The 21558-nt window shown below is 51.8% G+C and carries 19 protein-coding genes; 11 read left to right on the top strand and 8 right to left on the bottom strand.

The window, feature by feature from the left end:
• The first annotated feature begins 61 nt into the window (after positions 1-61).
• Positions 62-2155, top strand: a complete 2094-nt coding sequence (locus tag BUB27_RS04660) for an endonuclease/exonuclease/phosphatase family protein (protein ID WP_143158371.1) — start codon at positions 62-64, stop codon at positions 2153-2155.
• 65 nt (positions 2156-2220) lie between these two features.
• Here BUB27_RS04660 and BUB27_RS04655 read toward each other — a convergent pair whose 3' ends face one another.
• The 7 genes from BUB27_RS04655 to dapA form a co-directional block, all read right to left on the bottom strand.
• Positions 2221-7284 (bottom strand): caspase family protein, encoded by a 5064-nt coding sequence (locus BUB27_RS04655; RefSeq protein ID WP_143158370.1) that lies wholly within the window; start codon positions 7282-7284, stop codon positions 2221-2223.
• 39 nt (positions 7285-7323) lie between these two features.
• Positions 7324-8664: a C1 family peptidase gene (locus BUB27_RS04650; RefSeq protein ID WP_159434804.1), complete on the bottom strand. Its 1341-nt coding sequence runs from the start codon at positions 8662-8664 to the stop codon at positions 7324-7326.
• Between the two features lie 268 nt (positions 8665-8932).
• Entirely contained in the window at positions 8933-10012 is a 1080-nt protein-coding gene (locus BUB27_RS04645) for a pyridoxal-phosphate-dependent aminotransferase family protein (RefSeq protein WP_143158368.1), read from the bottom strand.
• A gap of 136 nt (positions 10013-10148) precedes the next feature.
• Positions 10149-10940: a 3-methyl-2-oxobutanoate hydroxymethyltransferase gene (gene panB, locus BUB27_RS04640; protein ID WP_143158367.1), complete on the bottom strand. Its 792-nt coding sequence runs from the start codon at positions 10938-10940 to the stop codon at positions 10149-10151.
• Positions 10941-10962: 22 nt separating this feature from the next.
• Complete coding sequence (gene folK, locus BUB27_RS04635) at positions 10963-11472, bottom strand: 2-amino-4-hydroxy-6-hydroxymethyldihydropteridine diphosphokinase (protein ID WP_143158366.1); 510 nt, start codon at positions 11470-11472, stop codon at positions 10963-10965.
• A gap of 38 nt (positions 11473-11510) precedes the next feature.
• Positions 11511-12248 (bottom strand): 4-hydroxy-tetrahydrodipicolinate reductase, encoded by a 738-nt coding sequence (gene dapB / locus BUB27_RS04630; protein ID WP_143158365.1) that lies wholly within the window; start codon positions 12246-12248, stop codon positions 11511-11513.
• A gap of 33 nt (positions 12249-12281) precedes the next feature.
• Positions 12282-13160 (bottom strand): 4-hydroxy-tetrahydrodipicolinate synthase, encoded by an 879-nt coding sequence (dapA, locus tag BUB27_RS04625; protein WP_143158364.1) that lies wholly within the window; start codon positions 13158-13160, stop codon positions 12282-12284.
• A gap of 123 nt (positions 13161-13283) precedes the next feature.
• Between dapA and BUB27_RS04620 the strand changes: the two genes are divergently transcribed.
• From BUB27_RS04620 to BUB27_RS04585, 8 genes are all read left to right on the top strand, one after another.
• Positions 13284-14465, top strand: coding sequence for a hypothetical protein (locus BUB27_RS04620; RefSeq protein WP_143158363.1), 1182 nt, complete (start codon positions 13284-13286; stop codon positions 14463-14465).
• Between the two features lie 57 nt (positions 14466-14522).
• Complete coding sequence (locus BUB27_RS04615; RefSeq protein WP_143158362.1) at positions 14523-14927, top strand: peptide chain release factor family protein; 405 nt, start codon at positions 14523-14525, stop codon at positions 14925-14927.
• 43 nt (positions 14928-14970) lie between these two features.
• Complete coding sequence (locus BUB27_RS04610; RefSeq protein ID WP_143158361.1) at positions 14971-15786, top strand: thymidylate synthase; 816 nt, start codon at positions 14971-14973, stop codon at positions 15784-15786.
• Between the two features lie 9 nt (positions 15787-15795).
• Positions 15796-16098 (top strand): hypothetical protein, encoded by a 303-nt coding sequence (locus tag BUB27_RS04605; protein ID WP_143158360.1) that lies wholly within the window; start codon positions 15796-15798, stop codon positions 16096-16098.
• Between the two features lie 59 nt (positions 16099-16157).
• Positions 16158-16448: a hypothetical protein gene (locus tag BUB27_RS04600; RefSeq protein ID WP_143158359.1), complete on the top strand. Its 291-nt coding sequence runs from the start codon at positions 16158-16160 to the stop codon at positions 16446-16448.
• Between the two features lie 37 nt (positions 16449-16485).
• Positions 16486-16866: a VOC family protein gene (locus BUB27_RS04595; protein WP_143158358.1), complete on the top strand. Its 381-nt coding sequence runs from the start codon at positions 16486-16488 to the stop codon at positions 16864-16866.
• Between the two features lie 192 nt (positions 16867-17058).
• Entirely contained in the window at positions 17059-18438 is a 1380-nt protein-coding gene (locus BUB27_RS04590) for an L-serine ammonia-lyase (RefSeq protein WP_143158357.1), read from the top strand.
• Between the two features lie 359 nt (positions 18439-18797).
• Positions 18798-19127, top strand: coding sequence for a hypothetical protein (locus tag BUB27_RS04585; protein ID WP_143158356.1), 330 nt, complete (start codon positions 18798-18800; stop codon positions 19125-19127).
• A gap of 96 nt (positions 19128-19223) precedes the next feature.
• On the opposite strand, the gene BUB27_RS04580 is transcribed toward BUB27_RS04585, so the two are convergent.
• Positions 19224-20051: a hypothetical protein gene (locus BUB27_RS04580; protein WP_143158355.1), complete on the bottom strand. Its 828-nt coding sequence runs from the start codon at positions 20049-20051 to the stop codon at positions 19224-19226.
• Between the two features lie 105 nt (positions 20052-20156).
• Between BUB27_RS04580 and BUB27_RS04575 the strand changes: the two genes are divergently transcribed.
• Both BUB27_RS04575 and BUB27_RS04570 read left to right on the top strand, forming a co-directional pair.
• Complete coding sequence (locus BUB27_RS04575) at positions 20157-20534, top strand: BlaI/MecI/CopY family transcriptional regulator (protein ID WP_143158354.1); 378 nt, start codon at positions 20157-20159, stop codon at positions 20532-20534.
• 122 nt (positions 20535-20656) lie between these two features.
• Complete coding sequence (locus BUB27_RS04570) at positions 20657-21556, top strand: M56 family metallopeptidase (RefSeq protein ID WP_159434803.1); 900 nt, start codon at positions 20657-20659, stop codon at positions 21554-21556.
• The last annotated feature ends 2 nt before the right edge of the window (positions 21557-21558 follow it).

The raw sequence follows: 21558 nt of genomic DNA, 5'->3' as shown, positions 1-21558 counted from the left end.
ACGGATTATGCCATGTGATTCATCGATCTTGCCGATTGTTTGACCCCACGAGCCGCGTAGAATGAGTAGTGATTCACGATTCCGTGGTCACCACCACACCACCACACTACCACTCATGCTCTCTATCAATTTATCCAAACACCTCAGTGGCCCCGTGGCTTGCTTATGCTGCCTGGCCCTAGCACACAGCTCACCAGCCCAAGCCCGTGAACGAAAAGCCGTCTGGCTCGATGGCAAAGATGATGAAATCAATACCGGTCTTGATGTCGTACGCCCCCCGTGGACGGTCGAGATGTGGATCAAAGGAGATGAAGACCACTGGAAGCCATCAGAAGTCCTCATCGCCTCTGGCCGCTATGCCAAGATCCAAGGTGTACATGAAATCGCCCTGGAGCTCGAAAACGGCATACTCTGTAGTAAGGCAGCCAATCTGAAAGCAAAGCAAGCACTCGATAAAGCTTGGCATCACGTGGCCATGAGTTGCGATGGGAACCAGACCCGTCTATTCATTGATGGAGCACAGGCTGCCATATCTGACTCCTCACTATCTATCCTTCCATCTTCCATCGGGAACCATGTTGATCCCAAGTCCGTCTTTGGCGGCGGCATTGATGACGTACGCGTCTGGAAAGCAGCTCTTGATGCCACCACCCTGAAACAATGGAAGGCTGAGATACCTACAGCGAAGCACCCTCAACGCGAGAGCCTCTATGGCTACTGGTCCTTCGATGACATGAATCCAGAAATGGCGCTCAACCGAGTAGGCAGGGCACCACTCTACTTCCACGCCAGAAATGGCCGCCTTCAATATTATGGCAATGACCCTCACGCCATCACGATCACCCAGAAGCATCCGGATCTGAGCAAAGTTTCTGAGCGTGGCTTCTTATTTGATGCTACCGAGATCCGAAGCGAGTGGCCTATTCCTGCTGGCAGCAAGGCTGTTCCACTGGGCACGCTTCGCCTCATTGTAGAGGGGGGATCAGACATCGGAAAACTAGACAAGCTACAGTTGCACATTGATGGCCACAAGAACATCAAACAGCTCTATCTACACCATTCCAGTGGCCAAGCTGCCATCAGTGGTGCTGCGCTTCTCAAGACAGCCAAGCTCGCTTCCGATGACTCCATCACCTTCTCTTGGTCTCCAGGCGAAGCTCCGAAATTCTCCCCCGGGATCCACTACCTGACTCTCTCTGCCGACATATCGGACAAAGCCCAGCCCGGCAGAGACCTCAAAGCCTCCATCCGCTCTCTATCTATCTCAGGCGAGAGCGTAGACTTCGCCAAAGACACAGCATCTCGACCTAACAAAATACAATCTCCCACCTCTGACTCTGGCGATACTCTGCGGATGCTTAACTGGAACATCTGGCATGGTGGCAAGCATCTCGGACCCGATGGACCCAAACGCATTCTTGAACTCATCAAAGCAAGCCAGGCTGACATCATCACCCTACAAGAGAGTTACGGATCCCAAGAAATGCTCGCCAAAGAGCTTGGTTATCACCTCTATACACCAGACAAAAAGGCCAACCTCTCGATCCTCAGCCGCTTCCCGATCAAGCCTCTGCCCAGCCAGCAGTCTAAGTTTCAATCCTTGGTCGCAGAGGTCTCCCTCCCCAATGGGAAGAAGTTTCTCCTCGCAGACTGGTGGTTACGTTACACCGAGTATAGTGAAGGATCCTACCTAAGCCCTGGAGAAGACACCAAGCATTGGGTCAACGAAGACTCCAAGCTATCCACCAAGGAGGCAAAGGCCATCATTGAGTCTGACCTGCTTCCTAACAATTCATCTAGAAATCTGCCTATGATCCTAGGAGGAGATTTCAATTCGTGCAGCCACCTGGACTGGACCAAAGCAGCCGCAAAATTTCACGGTGGCTACGGCCCGGTTGCCTTTCCAACCTCACAAGTGATGCAGCAATACGGCTTTTCCGACTCATTTCGTGAGATTCATCCTGACGAGGTGTTACGCCCTGACGGCAGTTTCGCAGTCATCTACGGTCATCTACAATATGCGCGTATTGACTTCATCTATCACAAAGGCTGCAAGATCTTGGATTCAGAAATCATCCGCACCCACCCTCAGCTCGACTTCCCCTGGCCTTCTGATCACGCAGCAGTACTGACTGTATTCAGTTTACCCAACTAAACAGACTCACCCGCAAATAAAAAAGCTCCACCAGATGGTGGAGCTTTCAATCTTATAAAGTGACTCTACTTGCTGGATTGCCCCAGAGGGAAGTCCCGCAAGTTCTCCATTTTAGGAGCGATAGGATGCTGTGCGCCCCCAGTCATCTGAGGAACAGCACGAGCCACGTAGCTGGTCAACTCGGTAAGATAAACCCAGCCGTCACTGTTACCCGCCTTCTTGTCAGCCATGCCTTCCAGACCATCAAGCAAGGCAGCAGTGAAGGCACCATGGCCGCCACGGTATGACTTATCTTCGAATGAAGACTCACGTCCGGTGGAAGAGGCCAGCACGACAGTACCCGTACCATCCTCTAACACCTTGACTGCATCTTCCGATGTCAACCCACCGCCTCGACGCTTTTGGCCGATCTGTCCTGCGTGGCAGATATCCAGCAAGACAAGTGCCTTCTGGCTGGGTGGGAGCCTCTCCAAGAAATCTGAGAAGTCTTTCAACTCAAGGCCCGTAAAGGCCTCCTTCATATCACTATCGTGTGCCATGAAGTAAAGCTCCTGATCGCTGCTCACCACACCGTGGCCAGCAAGCTGAATGATGATCAAATCTTCAGAGGAAGCCTGCTTGAGGAAGCGATTCATCTCGATCTTGATATTTCGTACAGTCGCCTCCTTGTTAGTCAGCGTCTTCACATGGACTTCCTTGAAGAGTTTGCCTTCTTGGGATTTAAACATCTTGGCCATTTCCTCGATATCGCGGTCAGCAAAGTCTAGGTTCTGCTCAGGCTTGGCGTAATCTTTGACACCAACTCCAAAGAACCAAAGGTGCGTATTAGCCACCTTCACTTTGGGGCTCACTTTCCTCACCTCGCGTGTCACGGTAACGGTCTGCGGCATGACTGTGGCATTCTTATAGCGAATCGCTACAGTGATCACGTTTGTTCCTTCACTCAAGTTGAAGGTCTCTTCAGCAATAAAGCGGCTGTTCTCCACTTTGGCTGGAACCACTTTAAAGCCACGGGCCTTGCGACCATTAATCGTCCACTCGAGCAGTGGCTCTGGAGCACTCTGAGTGAGGCTCTTGATTTCCACGCGCATCTTGTAGGTCTGATCCTGAGTCGAGGTACCATTGCCTGAGAGCACCTTGATCTCGTATGGAATCTGGAACAGATCCGGGTCAATCTTAGGTCTCACCACCTCCTTCTTCACCACCTTCTTGGCAAAGATAGAGTCCAAGCTGTGAGCAATCAAAGTCGGGTTCTCGTATTTGTCACGAAGAGCTGCCATCGGTAGCATGCGGCTCCCCACTCTCCAGTACACTCGATCTACTCCTCCCTGAGAAGCCGTGAAGTAACCAGCCTTATTGTAGGCAATCCATTCGTCTCCTTTGTAGAGGATGGTTACCACAGCCTCACCTGTATCACGGCGCACAAAGGAAATTTCACCACGGCTGTAGATGGAGCTCACTTTCAGGTTCAGATCGGTGAAAGCTTCATCGAGTGGCACATAAGAACTCTTCGGTGTACGCTCGCTTCGCGGAATAGCATCCCCCCAATCTCCTGTATTGATATCAATCTTATAGAGACTGTTGGAGTATTCATTGGTTGAGACCTCGACGGTGTTCAAGTCTCTGAAGCCTACATAATCAATGCCATTGGAACTGGAGGTTTCAGTCACGACTTTTACCGTGCCTTTGCCCACATCCCAGAGCCTGAGCTTTTTGGAGATGACGGTGCCATGACCGTAGCCGTCGCCCCACTTACTGGAGAAGACCACTTTCTTCTCATCAGCAGAGAGCGCCATACTCTCAAACCCAGGATAGAAGATCTGCCCATACTGGAGTGATCTGGTAGCAGCCGGTACGCGTATCCGTGTTTTTTCCTGACCACTATTTTTATCCAACAGCATGATAGTGAGGTCAGGTTCAGCCCGCCGCTCCTTGGTCCAATAATTACTATATCCGACCGCCAATGTAGTCTCTCCAGCTTCGATTTTGCTAATCAAGCGGTCTTTGTAGCGCCCAAGTTCGGTTCGGCGGTAATTGACCAGATCATACTTCACCAAGATACTCTCAGCAGTCACAGGATTATTGATCACCCCATAAAGTTCACCTTCTGCATGAACATGCCCTGCACTCGAGTAAGCCAAAGCATCACTCCAGCGGTGGACCTGTCTCCCGGTCTTGATGTCCCAGAGACTCACCCCTTCACCGCCAATGACAGCGATCATGTGAAGCTTCTCGAAGGCGTAAATAGAATCAATCTCAGACGCCTCACCCGTGACAAAAGTCAGGTCTTGGTTAGAGAGCGATCTTCCTGGCACGTATCTGGTGGTATAGAGACCTGGTCGGTCATAGGCGTAGCGGGATTTGCTATTGGCTTTCCAGCCGCCACTGGTGATCAATTCCTCACCATTCTCCCCCCAGAAAGTTCGCATCTTGAAAGAGCCTGCCTCTGATTTCGCAAAATTGGTCGTTCCGCGCTCGAAATCTACATAACCCCAATTACCTGAGTGGATCCCCCCACCGGCAACCAAGTGAGGATTGCTTGGGTGAACGGACATCGGGCTTGGGCAAAAACGCTTCCCTCTGCGTATCGCTTCATACCAGAATGACTGCAGTCTTGGCTTTGCCTCCCTCAGTGTGTCCCAATCCAAAATATATCCTGGATCACAGCTGATATAGACATAGCTGGCATCGCTCGATGATGTCATGTCATGAGCGTATTGAATCTCAGGAACGTGAATTTCTTCTACCTGACCAGTATTCACATCTGCCAAGTAAACCCAGCCATAGCCAGTCTTCGGCAGCATGGCGATGTGGCTCCCACCCTTCGCGAAACAAATACGGGAGCAATTACCGCCACCTGAATAGGTGATCGATCTTACGACTCGGCGTGCATGGACATCATAAATATGGCAGTGCTGGACAGAGGAATAAGCCACGTAACGTGAATCAGGCGACCAAGCAGATCTAATCAGCGATGAATGGGCTGAGTAATTCGGCACAAAGTCCACCAGAACACCTGTGCTGGCTTCTACCAGCATGCCGACCTCAGCATCATTGCTACTTTGGCAGACAAAGATGTATCTACTATCCGGCGAGAAGGACATACTGGAGTAACTCGCATCAATGGAATACAGCTTCACCCACTGTTGGGTATCCCAGACATCACCATTGGTCGCGATCAATAGCTTTCCATCAGGGCTCGTTGCTGTGATATTGTTTTTGAGAACACCTGTAGCCACGAGATCAGGGCGACTGGAATCCCCCATGAGGTTCAGCTCCACACGCCTATTGAGAGCTCTACCTCTCTCACTCAGGTTTGAGGCCACAGGCCTTCTAGATCCATAACCGTCCCACTCCATACGTCGGAGTGGAATCTGGTAATTGTTAGCCAAATAGTTCACGAGACTCTTAGCACGTTTCTTAGACAGAGGCTCGTTGATTTTATCCCCGCCACGACTATCAGTGTGTCCCTCAATTCTGAACACGAGACTTTCGTACTTGGGATTATTAAAAATATCGAGAAGCGGGCGAAGCCTGGAGGCAGCATCACCAGGCAGCTCCGCCGAACCAGTCGCAAAGTTGAGCTGCATGGATACACCCTGACGACCAAACTGCCCCTTCCAGTTAGCAATCACTGGATTCGATTCCTCGTAACGCTTCTTGTGATCGACCACACGCTCCATGACTCCGACTTGATACAGGAAATCATTGACCCATTTCTTGGAAACTCCATCAGACTGGCGTGCACTCTCGGCAGCAGCCCTCGCCTTGCCCATATCACCAATATTGAAATACAACTGCGCACGGGCAGTATTAACCAGAGCCTTTGCCTTGTCAGTCATATCAGGCATTGCCTCTATCGAGTCAAAAGCCTGGAACGCCAAGCTATAGTCATGCCTTGCAGGCCCCAGATAATAAGTGGCCCAGTCCACGATAACTGATCGGCGCTCATCATAGGCAAAGGTCGCAGCTGCCGATTTTTGAAAAAGTCGATTCGCGCTCTCCAGATCTCCCACCCTGGCACAGAGTATGGCACGCTCGCGATACCATTTCCAGTCAGGCACACTCGGCTCGCGAGAAGAGAACTTTACCAGCTCTTTGAGACGGTAAGACGGCACCAATTTCTTCTGTCTACGCGCCTCATTACTTCTCAATTGAGTCCCGTCATAGGGCTGGAACCAGAGATTATTGAGTAAAGCCAGCGCTTTCCCAGACGGGTCTGAGCGCAGCACGCCACCGCCAAAAGATTGATAGAGAATCTGGAAGGCGGGCATACTCATGCTTCCTGAGCGTGTATCCAGATCATACAACATTTGGGCATAGGATGAAGCCCACTCGCAGACCTGCATTGCTCTCAGCTTATCCTGCTTTTGCATGGTCGCGCGCTCAATTTCTCCAAGGAAACGATGAATCAGCGGCTCCCTAGTCATGCGCTGGGCATACTTGGCTTCTGGATACAGTTTTGAATTCCCCCTCAGCTGCATCAGCAGGCTAAAGTCAAAGCGATTCGGCCACTTGGCCATATCGATACGCCAGATCTCATCAATCAGGCGCTTGGCCTCTTTGTAGTTTTTGGTGGTGTAGGTGTGATAACGAGCTTCGGCGAGCTTATAGCTGGCCAACAGCTCTTTCACCAATGCTGGATTTTGCTGCTTCAGCTTCAAATTAACATTCCAGTACTCCTGACTGCAATCGATCGAGGAAAGATAAGACAACTCCCCTTCTTCATAGCAGACTTTGACTGCTTCAGTACGATACTCTACAATTTTGGGATCATCATCTCCAGCTGTCGCGGCACGGTTAAGCGCAGCCAGACACTTCATCCACCCTTTCGCCCTAGGGTCCTGAATCACCTTCGTATACAGCTCGACGGCCTCTGGATCTCGGCCATTACGGGACAGCACCCACGCTTTGCATAGAAGCCCCTCTACATCATTGCCTCGATGAGCTGCGAGAAAATAGCGAATATTCGCACGGTCTCCCCGCATACTTGTCACCTCTAACAAGGTGCTTGAGCTATAGTCTTTATAGGCCGAAGGATCTGAGAAGTTGAGGCTCTGTGAGAGTGCCCCGAGAGTACTGCCTAGCCATGACAACGCAGTTGCCAGAATCAGTGCTTTTACTTTCATGGTATTGGGTGGGTAAGGGTAGTAAGTTTGAAAAATCTTTTATCGGAAACGAATGACCAGAGGCACACACTGCTCTTTGAGCCTCTTGGAAGTGAAGCGTACCTCGTTATTGATATACTGAATTTGATTAGTTGGGACGGGAGTGATGCCCAACTTATTCAACTCTTCGCGAATCACGACATCTATAGAGAGGTCTTTTTGCACAATTGCCTTCCCCCGAACATTGATAGCCTTGATCAGCTTATCCAAATCCACCTCTTTGTTAGAATAGAGAACACACAGCTCATTTCTCCCAGGCGTATCCTCAATCTCGATGAAGTGTTCCTCATCAGGAATAGGCACGTAGTTTTTTTTGTAAGGGATCAATGAGGACACCCGAGGGGCGTATGGAAATACGGCCGAGGCCTGACCAGATTCATCAAAGCCGAAGGCATAGAGGTGCACTGGAGATTGGTTCTCCAGATAGAGCCTGAAGCGAGTTCCTGCCAGCCAGTTCTCATCTAGGGTGTATGCTTGTTTAGCAGGATTGTGCTTCACTGTCATACGCTGGCCTTTCTCCGTCTCCATGACGATTGCCCCTGATAGATTATCATCATAACTCGGAGGATTCACCATCGAGTAGGACTGCACCACGAAGCGCGCATAGTCCTCATACTCCACCCAGCAATAGCCACCGTTCCCCCATGAAGTCCCCCAAGAGTTGATCAGCAGAAAAGCTCCATTCCTTCCCACCTTGTCATCATAGCCCACCACACACATAGCATGCCCCTTGTATTTGCCATCACGCATGAAGTTGAAATCGATGACAACTTGTCGCTCTGAGGAACTGGGGACATACCGACCATTTTTCGGTTGGTGAAAGCTCTTTTCAAGATGCATGCTGCAAAGCACAGGCTGTTTCTCAGCCAGGGCCTTCTTTACTGGAAGAACTTTGTTATTACTGAACGGCTCGTGAAGCTTGAGATAACCGTATATCTTATAGGGCTCGGTGATATCACGGTACTTGTCCCAAGCCGTGAAGCTACAGTTAAATTTCAGTACCTGTGCCTTCAAAGCTCCTTTGCGCTTCATCAGTGAGAGAGCGCTGGGAACGCTTGTCCCCTGGTCACATCCTCCAGTACTCCGAATCTGGTTGTAGACGAATGAGGGGGAGAATGCTTCTTTAGTATTCTCACTCTTAGAACGCCTATCCGCTGAAATTGCCTCAAGAATCGTCCTCCCATGGTAGGCGCTGGACCATGCGGTGCATGTACCATGATTCCCCTGATCACCCGGAACTGGGCAATACGGCCTGAGGTCCACGCGGCTTGGCAAATCTTCGAGACTTCTTTTTGCGATTCGACTAAGCTGAGGTTGCTGCGCGTCCTCCTCCAAATCCACAATGGCCCCAAGCTTCTGGACCTGGCCAAACAACGATCCGGCCGACAGCAACAAACATGAGGTTAGAGTGATGCATAGGCTTACAGATCTCTGTACCTTGGGTGTAAGCAACAACGAAGGGGGTAGGTTCATGGGAAAACGTCTTAGCGTGAACCCTTCATAGCGTCAACCTCCTAGCTGTTCATTCACCTCCTCAAACACAAAAAACGCCCCACATTACTGCGGAGCGTTTTCATTATTCTGTTGTTTCTGCGTAGCAGCAAGGAAACTAGAGGAAGTCCGGGATCACATCATCCAGAGCATTGATCAGCTCCTGGATGCTCTCTTCAGTCTCGTTACCCATATTGGAGAGACGGAATGTCAGGCCCTTCACCTTGCCGTAACCACCGTTGATCAGCAGGTTGTGCTTCTCACGCACGGCTTTCACGAAAGCTGAGACATCTATATCCTTGTTATTCTTGAAGCAGACCAGGGTCTTAGACTCATGACCTTCTGGCGCGAAGTTCTCGAAACCGTGCTTGGCACCCCACTCACGAAGCATCGCATTGAGCTTTTCGTGGCGCGCGTAGCGGTTCTCAAGGCCTTCCTCAACGATGGAGTGAACCTTTTCGCGAAGAGCATAGAGAAGCGCGATACTCGGTGTGGACGGAGTGTTGTTGGCTGCGTCCGCCTTTTCAAATTCGAGGAAGTCGAAGTAGTAGCCACGCCCTTCTGTAGTACGAGCACGCTCCAGGGCAGCCTCGGAAACACCAAAGACAGCGAGACCCGGAGGCAATGCGAGCGCCTTCTGCACACCGGCAAGAAGCACATCGATACCAAGCTCGTCCATTGGAGTAGGAACGGCAGAGAATGAGGAAACCGTGTCGACGACGAGCAATACGTCATCAAAGCTTTTCACCACTTCCGCGATCTCCTTAAGCGGATTCATCACGCCAGTGGATGTTTCGTTGTGCACCAAAGTCACGGTATCAAAACCGCCTTCGGCCAGCTTGGCACGGACAGCTTCAGGGTCGATGGCTTCACCCCACTCGACCTGGATCTTCTCAGCATCCTTGCCACAGCTTTTCGCCACGCCGTACCATTTGTCGGAGAAAGCTCCGCAGCAAAGGTTAAGGACCTTCTTCTGAACAAGGTTGCGGATAGCTGCTTCCATCACACCCCAGGCGGAGGAAGTAGACAGGTAAAGGTTACGGGAGGTTCCAGCGATCTTCTTGAGGTCTGGCTGAATGTCAGCATAGAGCTCTTCGAAATCTTTACCACGGTGGCCGATCATCGGCTCTGCCATGGCGGCATAGGTTTCCGGCGCGATGTCTACCGGCCCCGGAATGAAAAGTTTTGGCTTCGGCATAGGCGCGCATTGTCTCCGCAACGCGCCAAATGTCAAAAACTAGCACACAGATTTCTGTCAGTAATGAGCGTGATTAATAACTCCCCAAGCGAATAAAAGAGAACTAGTTCGTCTCCTTATCTTTTCAAGTTAGCACTCACACATGCCTCGCAGCGCCCTCACCTGAGCGAACCGCATCCGCGTAGGCAATCGCTGCCGCCTTGGTATCGGCGGCCACATTGGCACGCACGGTCGCGAAAGGAGGCACAAACCAAGGATAGGCTCCCACAATATCGGTGATCACCGCCACCTCACCATCACAATTTGCGTTTCCACAACCGATGCCAATGGTGGGCACGGAAAGCTTCTCGGTAAGCATCATCGCAGCACTCCCCACAACACTTTCCAAAACAATGCCGAATACACCGGCCTCTTGAAGCGCCAGACAACCCTCGAGAATCGCTTCAGCCTCGCTCTCGCTCTTGCCTTTCTTCTTGTAGCCTCCCTCTTCGAGAACACGCTGAGGCAGCATACCCATGTGCCCGAGCACTGGTATCCCGGCATCCACAATCGCTTTCACCTTCGCTTGCTGGCGCACACCGCCCTCCAGCTTCACAGCATCAGCACCCGCTTCATGCAGACGCTTGGCATTTTCCACGGCCTGCTCAGGAGTATCGTAGGAATGAATCGGCAGATCTCCCACAATCAGAGCCATTTTCGCCCCTCTGGCCACGGCTGCCACATGGTGCAGCATGTGATCCATGGTCACATGCGTGGTATCTGGGAACCCCAGTACCACCATACCCAGAGAGTCCCCCACCAAAATCAAATCCACCCCCGCCTCATCAAGCAACCTACCTGTGGCATAGTCATAGCCCGTCAGAGAAACAACCGACTGCTTGCCCTTCATGGACTTGATCCGCGCCGCTTTACTTTGATGCTCTTTCATAGCTTTGTATCTAGAATATACTCTACCAAACCGATTGTACGAGTGTAAGCGGACGCTCATCGGAATCCAAATAGCGCATGTGCTCGGAGATCGTCGCATCATCGCCCGGCAGAACCAGGTTTGGCCTAATGTCATTCAAGGGCTGAATGACAAACAAGCGCTCAATCAATCGAGGATGAGGCACCGTCAAAATGTCACCATCAAGCCTCTCGTCTCCGAAGTAGAGAATATCGATGTCGATCACGCGCGGCGCATTCTCTACCGGAGAGGGCTCACGTCCCATGTGGAATTCAATCCCCTGGGTCTGGCTCAGGAGTTGGTGCGGAGTCCCAATGTAGTCAATCTCGATAACCGCATTGAAAAAGTCAGGAGAATCATTGGGACAGAGGACTGGCTCGCTCTGATAGATCGGCGATTGAAGATACAAGGACTCAGGGTCCACCAGCTTGCGCACTAAGTCCCGCGCCGTACGCAGATGCGTAAGACGATTGCCCAAGTTTGAGCCCAATGCGATTCCGACACGGGTAGCCATAGTTTGAAGGATAGAGTTGGGGGGAGTATACGGGCCTGTTACTTCAGACCTAACACATCCTGCATGTCATACAGACCAGGGGCACGTCCCTGCAACCAAATGGATGCCCGAACAGCGCCGGATGCAAAAGTCAGTCGGCTGGACGCCTTGTGAGTGAGCTCTACACGCTCCCCATCAGCGGCAAACATGACGGTGTGATCTCCCACGACGTCACCACCACGCAGAGTGTGCATACCGATCTCCTTCGGTGGACGAGGACCAATGTTCCCCACACGGCCATGTGCCACATCATCCTCATAGGAGGTATTGGTTTCCTCATTGAGGATTTCCAGCAGCCTGCGGGCAGTACCGGAAGGAGAGTCGATCTTGTGCTTGTGATGCATTTCAGTCACCTCAATATCAAAACGGTCATTCCCGAGGATCTGAGCTGCTTTCTGAGTAAGGTAAAACAGAGTGTTCACACCGATAGAATAGTTGGCGGCAAACACGATCGGTAGCTTCTTGGAAGCCTCAATGATTTTCGCCTTCTCTTCATCCGTATGACCCGTGGTACCGATCACCAGTGGAGTATTGGTCTCAAGAGCTGCATCAAGCACGCTCTCGGTAAAATTATGGACCGTAAAATCAATGGCAGCATCAACACCATCGAAAGCATTGATCAGGTTCTCACCATGGTCATGAGTCTTGGCGACTTCACTGCCACTGTCAGCAGTAGCTGCTTCTATGAGAGCCTGCCCCATTCTTCCAGAGCGCCCTAAAATCAGTAGTTTGGTCATCGTCTTGTTTAGGTAAAGTTATACGGACTGAGTCTAGATCAGATTGTAATCGCTGAGAAGAACGCGAACTTGCTCAAGCTTATCGCCTTCCAGAGCGACCATAGGAAGCCTGATTTCCTCAGTGCAGTAGCCCATCAGAGCCGCAGCGGCCTTAACAGGAACTGGATTGGTGTCAATGGCCATCAGATCGTTGAGCAGGCAGGAATACTTCTCCTGAAGTTCTTCCGCCTTGGCTACATCGCCCGCATTCATGGCGCGAATCATTTCTGAAACAGGTCCAGGAATAATATTGGAAGCTACAGAGACGGCACCGCAGGCACCACGCTTCATCATTTCCAGAGTGATCGGATCATCACCGGAGAGAATTTCAAAACCTTCTGGCAGTGCGGCCTTGAGCTCATCCACACGCTCGACTTTACCGCCAGCCTCTTTGATCGCCACGATATTATCGCAGTCAGCAGCCAGTCTACCAGCTGTCTCTGGAGCGATTTCAACCACGGAACGACCAGGCACGCTGTAGAGCATGATCGGGAGAGTGGTGCTTTCAGCCACCGCTTTGAAGTGACGGTAGAGTCCTTCCTGTGAAGGCTTGTTGTAATAAGGAGTCACTTGCAGAGAGCCGTCCACGCCAAGCTTCTCAGCGGCTTCGGTCAGCTCAATGGCTTCAGACGTAGAGTTCGCTCCGGTACCAGCAATCACCTTGATGCGGCCTTTGACTGCATCGACAGCGATGCGGATCACCTCCAGGTGCTCCTCTGGATCGAGAGTCGGAGACTCACCTGTGGTGCCGACGGGCACGATACCCTCGACTCCAGCTTCGATCTGCTTTTCTATCAGTTGACGAAATGCCTCCTCGTCGACTTGGCCATCGCGAAAAGGAGTGATAATTGCAGTATGTGTGCCAGCAAACATGCTGCGCACCGTACGCCAGCGGCGACACTAGTCAAGCGGGATGCTCATCATCTACTCACTCAATGAAAAGATAACTATTTTAAATGCCGCTATCCTTCCAATTCCTGTATAACTACACGAACCATGAAAACACTGATTTTCTCCCTAGCAACCTTAGCCTCAATCAGCCTAAGCCCCGCAGAGGAACTGCAAACCCTATTGGAACAGGGCAATTTCGCGCAAGCCACCAGCACCTACGGCAGCGCAAAGACCAACCAAGCTCGATTCACGAAATCAATCTGCACTCTGGCAGGCGCACTGGAAAAGGTAGCGCAGGAAAATTACAGGTTCGGCCTCATCAATCAGCCAGACCTTGATGCTGGTCTAGGTTTGTCCCTGCCCATCCCTGAAAATCCTGATGCAGAAAGCATCGATTATAAAAAATTTCGCACGATCATTTCTGATTTCCATGAAAGTCTCCACGAGATAGAGGCTCACCTAGCAGAAGAAGATGGCACGGAATTCAACCTTCCACTGGACCTGACTCGCATACGGATCGATGTGAACAAGGACGGCAAATATGTGCCGTCTGAATCCCTCATCTCCTTCTTCATGCAATGGCAGGGAGAAGAACTAGAAGACGGGAACGAGCTACCGAACGGTTTGGTTCATTTTGACCGTGGAGACCTGCTCTGGCTAAGGGGCTACACCCAGATCATGCTCGCCACAACCGATTTCATCCTGGCGCATGACTTTTCCTCACCCTTTGATGTCTACGCCCGCAATTTCTACAGTAACTACAAAAGTTCCCTGCCACACCTCCCTAACAAAGGCTCCATCGAACCTTCAATCGCGGACGCCATTTCCTTTTTCCACCAACTGTCCCTCACAGTCACTGAACCTGAGCGACTGAAAAGCTCACGCCAACACTTCCTCAATATGGCTAAAAACAGCCGGGAAATGTGGAAAGCCATTCTTGCTGAAACGGATGACCAGCGTGAGTGGCTGCCCTCCCCCAAACAGAAATCAGTCATTGGAGTCCCAATTACAGAAGAGATGGTTAAAGGCTGGGACGACTTCCTCAATGAATGGGAAGCCATTCTGGAAGGAAAAAAGCTCATCCCTCACTGGCGATTCCCTGGTAAAGGCATTAACCTAAAACGTGCTTTCGATGAATCCAAGCACACGGACTTGATTCTGTGGCTTACCGGAGAAGCCGCTGCCCCCTATATTGAGGAAGGTGAAGTCACTCAGGGAGACTTCTGGAGACAACTCAATGAGACCTTCGGCCAGAACTTCCTCCCCATGTCTTTCTGGATCAACTGAAGCAGATTTCCCAAACTATCCTGACATGGACGTGTCTATCCATGTTAGGATACCCCCATGCCCAACCCGGATAAATGGACAGCGCTAGAAGAGCGCATGGCGAAACTCGGCATCTCAGTAGATGATCTGACTGAGAAATTCATCCGTGGTTCCGGCCATGGCGGGCAAAAAATCAACAAGACCTCATCCTGCGTCTATCTCAAGCACGAGCCATCTGGTATCGAGATCAAATGCCAGGCTGAGCGATCGCGAGAACTCAACCGCTTCATTGCCAGAAAAGAACTTTGTGACCGGATTGAGGAAATCCAACTCGGCAAGAAATCAGCACGCCAGCAGGAACGGGAAAAAATCCGCCGCCAGAAGCGCCGCCGCTCACGCCGCGCCAAGAACCGGATGCTCGATGACAAATCAAAACACGCCCAGAAAAAGAATCTCCGCAAACCACCCGGGCGTTACGACTGAAATTTGGCTTTCCTCACCGCAGCCTTGCCTCCAAAGTACCGCCATGCAGCAATACCTCGACCTTCTCAGAGACGTTCTGGAAAATGGCGAAGAACGCCATGACCGTACCGGCACCGGCACCCTCTCCGTCTTTGGTCGACAGGCCCGCTACGATCTCCGCAAAGGATTTCCCTGCCTGACCACCAAAAAGCTGCACCTGCGCTCCATCATCCATGAGCTGCTCTGGTTCCTCAAAGGGGACACCAACATTTCCTACTTGAAGGAAAACGGCGTACGCATCTGGGATGAATGGGCAGACGAAAATGGTGACTTGGGCCCCGTCTACGGCCAGCAGTGGCGCGCCTGGGCCAAGGAAGACGGCTCCACCATCGATCAGGTCGCCCGCCTCATAGACGACCTGAAAAACAAGCCACACTCACGCCGCCACCTCGTTTCCGCCTGGAACGTGGGCAAGGTCGATGAAATGGCCCTGCCTCCCTGCCACCTGCTATTCCAGTTCTACGTTCACGAGCCCTCAGCTCCCGGAGAAAAGCCCGGCCTTTCCTGCCAGCTCTATCAGCGCTCTGCGGATCTTTTCCTTGGCGTCCCTTTCAATATCGCCTCCTACGCTCTCTTTACCATGATGATCGCCCAGGTGCTGGACTACACCCCGCGTGATTTCATCCATACCTTTGGAGACCTTCACCTCTACAAGAATCATCTGGACCAAGCCCGACTCCAGCTCACCCGCGAGCCACGCGAGCTTCCCACTATGTGGGTCAACCCGGAGATCAAGGACATCGATGCTTTCACCTTCGAGGACTTCCGCCTCGAGAACTACGATCCCCATCCGCACATCAAGGCTGAAGTATCCGTCTAGTCTGGCTCCGTGACTAATCCCTATCAAGCACCAGAGGCACCACCAAAGCCATCCCCTCCCGTCCGAGAGGACCGCTTTACTCATATCAATAAGATCGTGCGCTGGTCGCGCTCCATGGTATTTGCTGCCTTTGTGGTATTAGCTCTCGTAGGCGGAGACACAGAATCCGCCTGGGGAACCATCCGCACCGTGCTCATGATTACGGCAGCATCTATCATTGGCCTCTCCCTGTTCTCGACCATACCTCTCTGCATCTGGGGCTTCATCCTCGGCATGCGCGATGCACGGAACAGCAAGAAACCCTGGCAGTAATCCCGCAATCACTTGAATTCCCCCGTTCTGATTTTATCATCCATTACCTAAAATAGATTATGATCCCACGCAAAGGCTCCAAAGTCATGTGTCTCGATGACGTCCAGTACCGCTGGATTGCATACTCCACTCCAAAGGGGACGGAAGTACGCATCGAGGCAGCTGAAATCCCCGGCTCCCAAATGCTCATCGCCCAGGTCCCCAAGCTATTCAACCTAAAATGGATCCCGGACATTATCGACTTCGGTCTTGAGAATGGCTGGGAGGCAGGCGACGAGGGCGAGCCCCTTTACATCCGCAAGAACCGTGACACCTTCCGCCTACTGGAGGACCACGAGATCCCGGAATAACTCACTAACTAGCTGAAACGACCAACAACCGTACACTATGATCAAATTTCTTCACACCCGCATCCGCGTTTCCAATCCGGAGCAATCCATCGACTTCTACACCAAACTCGGCTTTGAGCTCGGTGACCAGAAGACATCCCCTCAGGGCAACCAGCTCGCCTTCCTGCACCTCCCAGGATCCGAGCACTTTTTGGAACTCACCTACTCACCGGAATATAAGGTAGAGTTCCCAGAGGACCTCATGCACACCTGCGTGGGCGTCGATGACGTGATCGCCTACTGTGACAAGCTGGAGAATGATGGCATCGAAATCTGGCCTGGCGACTGGCGCACGAAATTCGCCGACCCAGCCAACCGTCAAATGGCCTTCGTGACGGACCCCGATGGATACGAGGTCGAAATCCTTCCAAACAAGTAGGACTTCGCTTATCACAGCTACTTTCAACCGCCTTCACCTTGTATCACAGGTGAAGGCGGTTCTTTTTTTACCCCTCTCATTTCTCTCTATCCGCTATAATTCTTAGTGTTAAACTCTACATTCTCATGCTAGTTCTCTCGCGCCAGGGAGCGCCCTGATCTCCATGAGCCTCCGCAAAGCATTTCCCACACCATGCACATCTCCATTCTAGACCTTTTCAGTATCGGTATCGGCCCTTCATCTTCCCACACCGTGGGACCGATGAAAGCAGCCTGTGAATTCGTCAACTCACTCAAGGGCCAAGGTCTGACTGACAAGGTAGCCAATGTCCGCTGCGACCTCTATGGTTCCCTGGCCGCTACCGGTAAAGGCCACGGCACCGGAACAGCCCTCATCTTTGGATTCATGGGCGAAATGCCTGACTCCATTGCCGTAGAAACCATGGAATCACGCCTTGCCGAGCTCGAGCAAACACAGCAGATCACCATTCCAGGCGGCAAAACCATTACCTTTAACCCCAAGGAAGACCTTGATTTCCACCGCCTTCAGCCACTCCCGCTTCACCCGAACGGCATGCATTTCTCCGCCCGCGACGCTGAGGGCAATGTAGTCAGCGAGGAAATCATCTATTCCATGGGCGGCGGCTTCATCTCTACTGAGGAAGAGCTCAAGAACCCTCCCAAGAAAGGCAACACCATTCCAGGACCTCACCCCTTTGATAACGCGGATGACCTCTTGGAAATCTCCCAGTCCCTCGGCTGCTCGATCTCTGAGATCATGCTAGCCAATGAGAACGCGCTACGCCCCGAAAAGGAAACACGTGCCGCTCTCGATAAAATCTGGGCAACGATGCAAGAATGCGTCCGCAATGGCATCAACAATGAAGGCCAGCTCCCCGGCGGACTCAAAGTAAAACGCCGCGCCAAGGCCGTACATACTCAGCTTACCACCCGCGCTGAATCCACCCTATCGGATCCTCTTTCCGTTCTCGATTGGGTCGGCCTCTACGCACTGGCGGTTAACGAGGAAAACGCAGGTGGCGGCCGTGTTGTTACGGCGCCAACCAATGGTGCAGCTGGCATTATCCCGGCAGTGCTCCATTACGCCACCCGTTTCAAGCAATCTCCACACAAGGACGGTGTCCACCGCTTCCTACTCACCGCGGGAGCCATCGCCATTCTCTATAAGAAGAACGCTTCCATCTCCGGAGCTGATGTCGGCTGCCAGGGAGAAGTCGGCGTGGCTTGCTCCATGGCGGCCGGTGCTCTCGTGGAATACCTGGGCGGCACCGCTGAACAAGTCGAGAATGCGGCCGAAATCGGCATGGAGCACAACCTTGGACTTACCTGTGACCCGATCGGCGGCCTGGTTCAAATCCCATGCATTGAGCGCAATGCGATGGCATCCGTAAAAGCAATCAACGCGGCCCGCATGGCGATGAACGGCGACGGTACACACTTTGTCTCGCTAGATAAGGTCATCCGCACCATGAGAGACACAGGACGAGACATGCAGGAAAAGTATAAGGAAACGGCACGTGGCGGCCTCGCGGTCAATGTGGTCGAATGCTGAAGAGCGTTTACCTATCTGCTCCAGAAAGCAATATCCCCAACTCTCCTCTTTCTAACACTTTAGATTCTATAGCCACCTTGGCTGTAGAATCTTTTCTTTTCCTAGCACTCATTCAATCGGCTGAACGTACATCTATACCTGATAAGCCTTGTAATCTAACAATGAACTAAAAGAGAACGCGCTTACTCTATATACGCTGCATCCAGATACTTTACTTATAGATCCATTGAGAAGGAACACCAACAAACACTACATACTACATATAAACTAGTTATAAACACAATAGACTCAAAACAAGTTGCATATTATTAACTAGTTAGAACTTGAAAAATCTTATCAGATGATTAGATAATCTTGGTATGGCGAAAGCAAAAGTGAACAGTGTGAGTCGAGGCAAACGTTATTCTACAAAAGAAAAGGCTGAAATCCTTACCTTCGTAGACAGACATAATGCCGAAAACGGCCGTGGCGGGGCTGCAGCAGCATCCCGCGAATACAATGTTTCTCAGCTTACCATCGGCAACTGGCTCAAAGATGCGGGATCCCCATCACCCCGCCGCAAAAAGACAGATGCCGACATTTCCAGGGTCCTCAAGCGTCTTGGCGATATCCACAAGGCAATGGCCAAGCAAGAAGAAGAGCTTGATAAGTTGCGCAAGGAATACGCAGCCCTGAAATCTAAGCTGTAGAAGCACCAATAAGCTAGCCCCCTTTATACGAAAAGAACCATCAGGAATGCCTGATGGTTCTCTTGTTTCTAGTTCACACTTACTTGACGAAATTCTTTATCTGGCGCGCACTGGGGGCGCCTCAGCAAAAGGAGAAGCATTACGCCTGCGCTCCAGCTCCCTCTTACTCCACTTCCAAGGGTCGACACCTTTCTCGGTAAATACAGCCATGCCAATGACCCCCACATTGCGGGTCGTATTATGACGCAAGTTGCTATACGAAGCGCCTACCGTGGAAAACTTGAAAGCTGCTACAGCATCTTCACTCGTGCGAAAACCATCCACAGTGAGCGTATGGCCGGGAGAAACTATGTAGCCGCGCTTGGCAAAGGAAGCAGGCTTTCCATCCATCACATCCAGGCCATCCACACTAAGAACGATTTCCAAGCGGGAATTACTCAGGTTTTTCACCACCAGGGAGTAGTTCTTGCCCATGCTGCCAACGACAAACCGGTTGCCCCTGCCATAGACGTTCTTACTGTAACCCCAGCCACTCTTGATCCCCCATTCGACTAATCCCCCCTTGGCCTTCACTAGACCGTTGTTCGTGCGCGTGTCTGGCCCAGCCATCGCATCCACCCCTTCTGCATCATTGTAGAGGATTTTCTCTACGGCATTTGGTTTGTCTGAACTGCGTTTGAAGTTCGTGTAGCTGATCGGCGACTCGACCTCATTGCCCCAGCTGGTCCCCAAGCCGGGCCTCGGCTCGGCATGAGTCCTTTTTTGAGCATAGCTCGCCGGGCGAGCCCTTGCTGTATCGGCTGTCCCCACCTCCATACTGGCAGCATAGGGCGCTGGTGCCACCGGTGCACTACAACTCGCCAATACGACTAGCAGTCCAGCACACAGCACCTTGATCACATGACTCACCTCGAAACGCTTCATTAACGCTATAAAAACAGCATTTCAAATATACCGTCAACCTTTTTTATGCTGCAATTCCAGCATTTTTGAATTGCAGTATTTCCAGCAGTGGCTAAGTTGGCGTTTATGAACAGACTGGAAAAAGGCCAGCTCTCGCGTCGCGAGCGGCAGATTATGGACATCATCTATCGCCTCGGCCAAGCGTCAGCAAAGGAAGTGCAGGAAAATCTTCCTGACCCTCCATCCTATTCCGCTGTGAGAGCACTCCTCGCCACCTTGGAAACCAAAGGCATGGTGAAACACGGCAAGGAATCCCGCCGCTACATCTACAAACCGGCGATCACGGAGAAAAAAGCCCGGAAGTCCGCCATCCAGAACCTGCTCTCTACATTCTTCGAGGGTAAGCCCCAGAATCTCGTAGCAGCGTTACTGGAAGACGAAGACCAGGAGCTGTCTCAGAAAGAAATTGAAGACATCCGCCGTCTAGTAGAAGATAAGTCCTAGTCAGCCAGAGACTCACCGTGACCTTTATTCTCATCAGTACTATTCTGTCCGTACTCGCACTGCTCCTTAGCGTGTGGCTGGGCCGTATGAACCCAGCACGGTCTTCGAAGCTAACTTCGGGAATGTTTCTCCTGATCTTGGCCTCTCCGCTTCTCATCATGCTTCCTAAGTACAAGGTGACTGTCCCATGGATGACTGAAGTCCCAGCAAGTACAGCCGCAGTAGGCAGCTTTCAGAATGCCAGCATGCTTCTCCCCATGGCATGGGGCTGCATCGCGTCCCTGCTGATTGGCCGCATCCTCCTCAACCGCTTTGCCATCCACCGCTGGATTAAAAGCTCCGTTGCCGTGGACTCAAAGGAGATTACCGAGCTTCACGCAGAGTGCATCCAACTCCTCGGACTCAAGCAATCTACGAGAGTACGCTACTCCAAGCAGATCAAGTCCCCCATCGTCACCGGATTGATCAAACCGACTATCCTTCTGCCTGAATCAGCACGCAACTGGTCGAGCGACACCACACGCATGGTGCTTCTACACGAGCTCGGTCATGTCAGCCGCCGTGATCTCTGGCTCTCCATGGCAGCGCACCTTACCTGCGCCATCCATTGGTTCAACCCTCTGGTATGGATTCTCAAAAAACGCCTGATTAGCGAGTGCGAATTCGCCTGCGACGCCCACATCATTTCCCGTGGCGCCGACGCCAAGAAATACATCCTCGCACTCTGTGATGTAGCTCAGGCGGCTGCAAACCAGAAACACACGGCACTGGCTCTTGCGATGGCAGGGCAAGCCCCACTGCGCAGGCGTGTCGACCAACTTCTCTCCGGAAACATTTCCCAAAGTCCTCTACTCGTAGGTCTTCTCCTGACTGTGACAGCGGGCTCCACTCTGGCTTTTACTTTGGTACGCCCAGAGGCTCCCCGCGCTATGGAGATCCCCAGAGCCATCCAAGTGGAAGACCCGTATAATCCACAAGAGGTACAAATGCGTCTCACTGCAGACCCATTCCCGGCTAACTAAGC

This window comes from Rubritalea squalenifaciens DSM 18772 (assembly GCF_900141815.1).
GTDB lineage: Bacteria > Verrucomicrobiota > Verrucomicrobiia > Verrucomicrobiales > Akkermansiaceae > Rubritalea > Rubritalea squalenifaciens.
This window is presented reverse-complemented; position numbering and strand designations above follow the sequence as displayed.

Coding starts and splice junctions, on each gene's coding strand:
- BUB27_RS04620 (WP_143158363.1), top strand. CDS start 13,284: ATGAAAACACTGATTTTCTCCCTAGCAACCTTAGCCTCAATCAGCCTA.
- panB (WP_143158367.1), bottom strand. CDS start 10,940: ATGAAAGAGCATCAAAGTAAAGCGGCGCGGATCAAGTCCATGAAGGGC.
- BUB27_RS04600 (WP_143158359.1), top strand. CDS start 16,158: ATGATCCCACGCAAAGGCTCCAAAGTCATGTGTCTCGATGACGTCCAG.
- folK (WP_143158366.1), bottom strand. CDS start 11,472: ATGGCTACCCGTGTCGGAATCGCATTGGGCTCAAACTTGGGCAATCGT.
- BUB27_RS04590 (WP_143158357.1), top strand. CDS start 17,059: ATGCACATCTCCATTCTAGACCTTTTCAGTATCGGTATCGGCCCTTCA.
- dapB (WP_143158365.1), bottom strand. CDS start 12,248: ATGACCAAACTACTGATTTTAGGGCGCTCTGGAAGAATGGGGCAGGCT.
- BUB27_RS04580 (WP_143158355.1), bottom strand. CDS start 20,051: ATGAAGCGTTTCGAGGTGAGTCATGTGATCAAGGTGCTGTGTGCTGGA.
- BUB27_RS04610 (WP_143158361.1), top strand. CDS start 14,971: ATGCAGCAATACCTCGACCTTCTCAGAGACGTTCTGGAAAATGGCGAA.
- dapA (WP_143158364.1), bottom strand. CDS start 13,160: ATGTTTGCTGGCACACATACTGCAATTATCACTCCTTTTCGCGATGGC.
- BUB27_RS04570 (WP_159434803.1), top strand. CDS start 20,657: ATGTTTCTCCTGATCTTGGCCTCTCCGCTTCTCATCATGCTTCCTAAG.
- BUB27_RS04595 (WP_143158358.1), top strand. CDS start 16,486: ATGATCAAATTTCTTCACACCCGCATCCGCGTTTCCAATCCGGAGCAA.
- BUB27_RS04645 (WP_143158368.1), bottom strand. CDS start 10,012: ATGCCGAAGCCAAAACTTTTCATTCCGGGGCCGGTAGACATCGCGCCG.
- BUB27_RS04585 (WP_143158356.1), top strand. CDS start 18,798: ATGGCGAAAGCAAAAGTGAACAGTGTGAGTCGAGGCAAACGTTATTCT.
- BUB27_RS04660 (WP_143158371.1), top strand. CDS start 62: ATGAGTAGTGATTCACGATTCCGTGGTCACCACCACACCACCACACTA.
- BUB27_RS04615 (WP_143158362.1), top strand. CDS start 14,523: ATGCCCAACCCGGATAAATGGACAGCGCTAGAAGAGCGCATGGCGAAA.
- BUB27_RS04655 (WP_143158370.1), bottom strand. CDS start 7,284: ATGAAAGTAAAAGCACTGATTCTGGCAACTGCGTTGTCATGGCTAGGC.
- BUB27_RS04575 (WP_143158354.1), top strand. CDS start 20,157: ATGAACAGACTGGAAAAAGGCCAGCTCTCGCGTCGCGAGCGGCAGATT.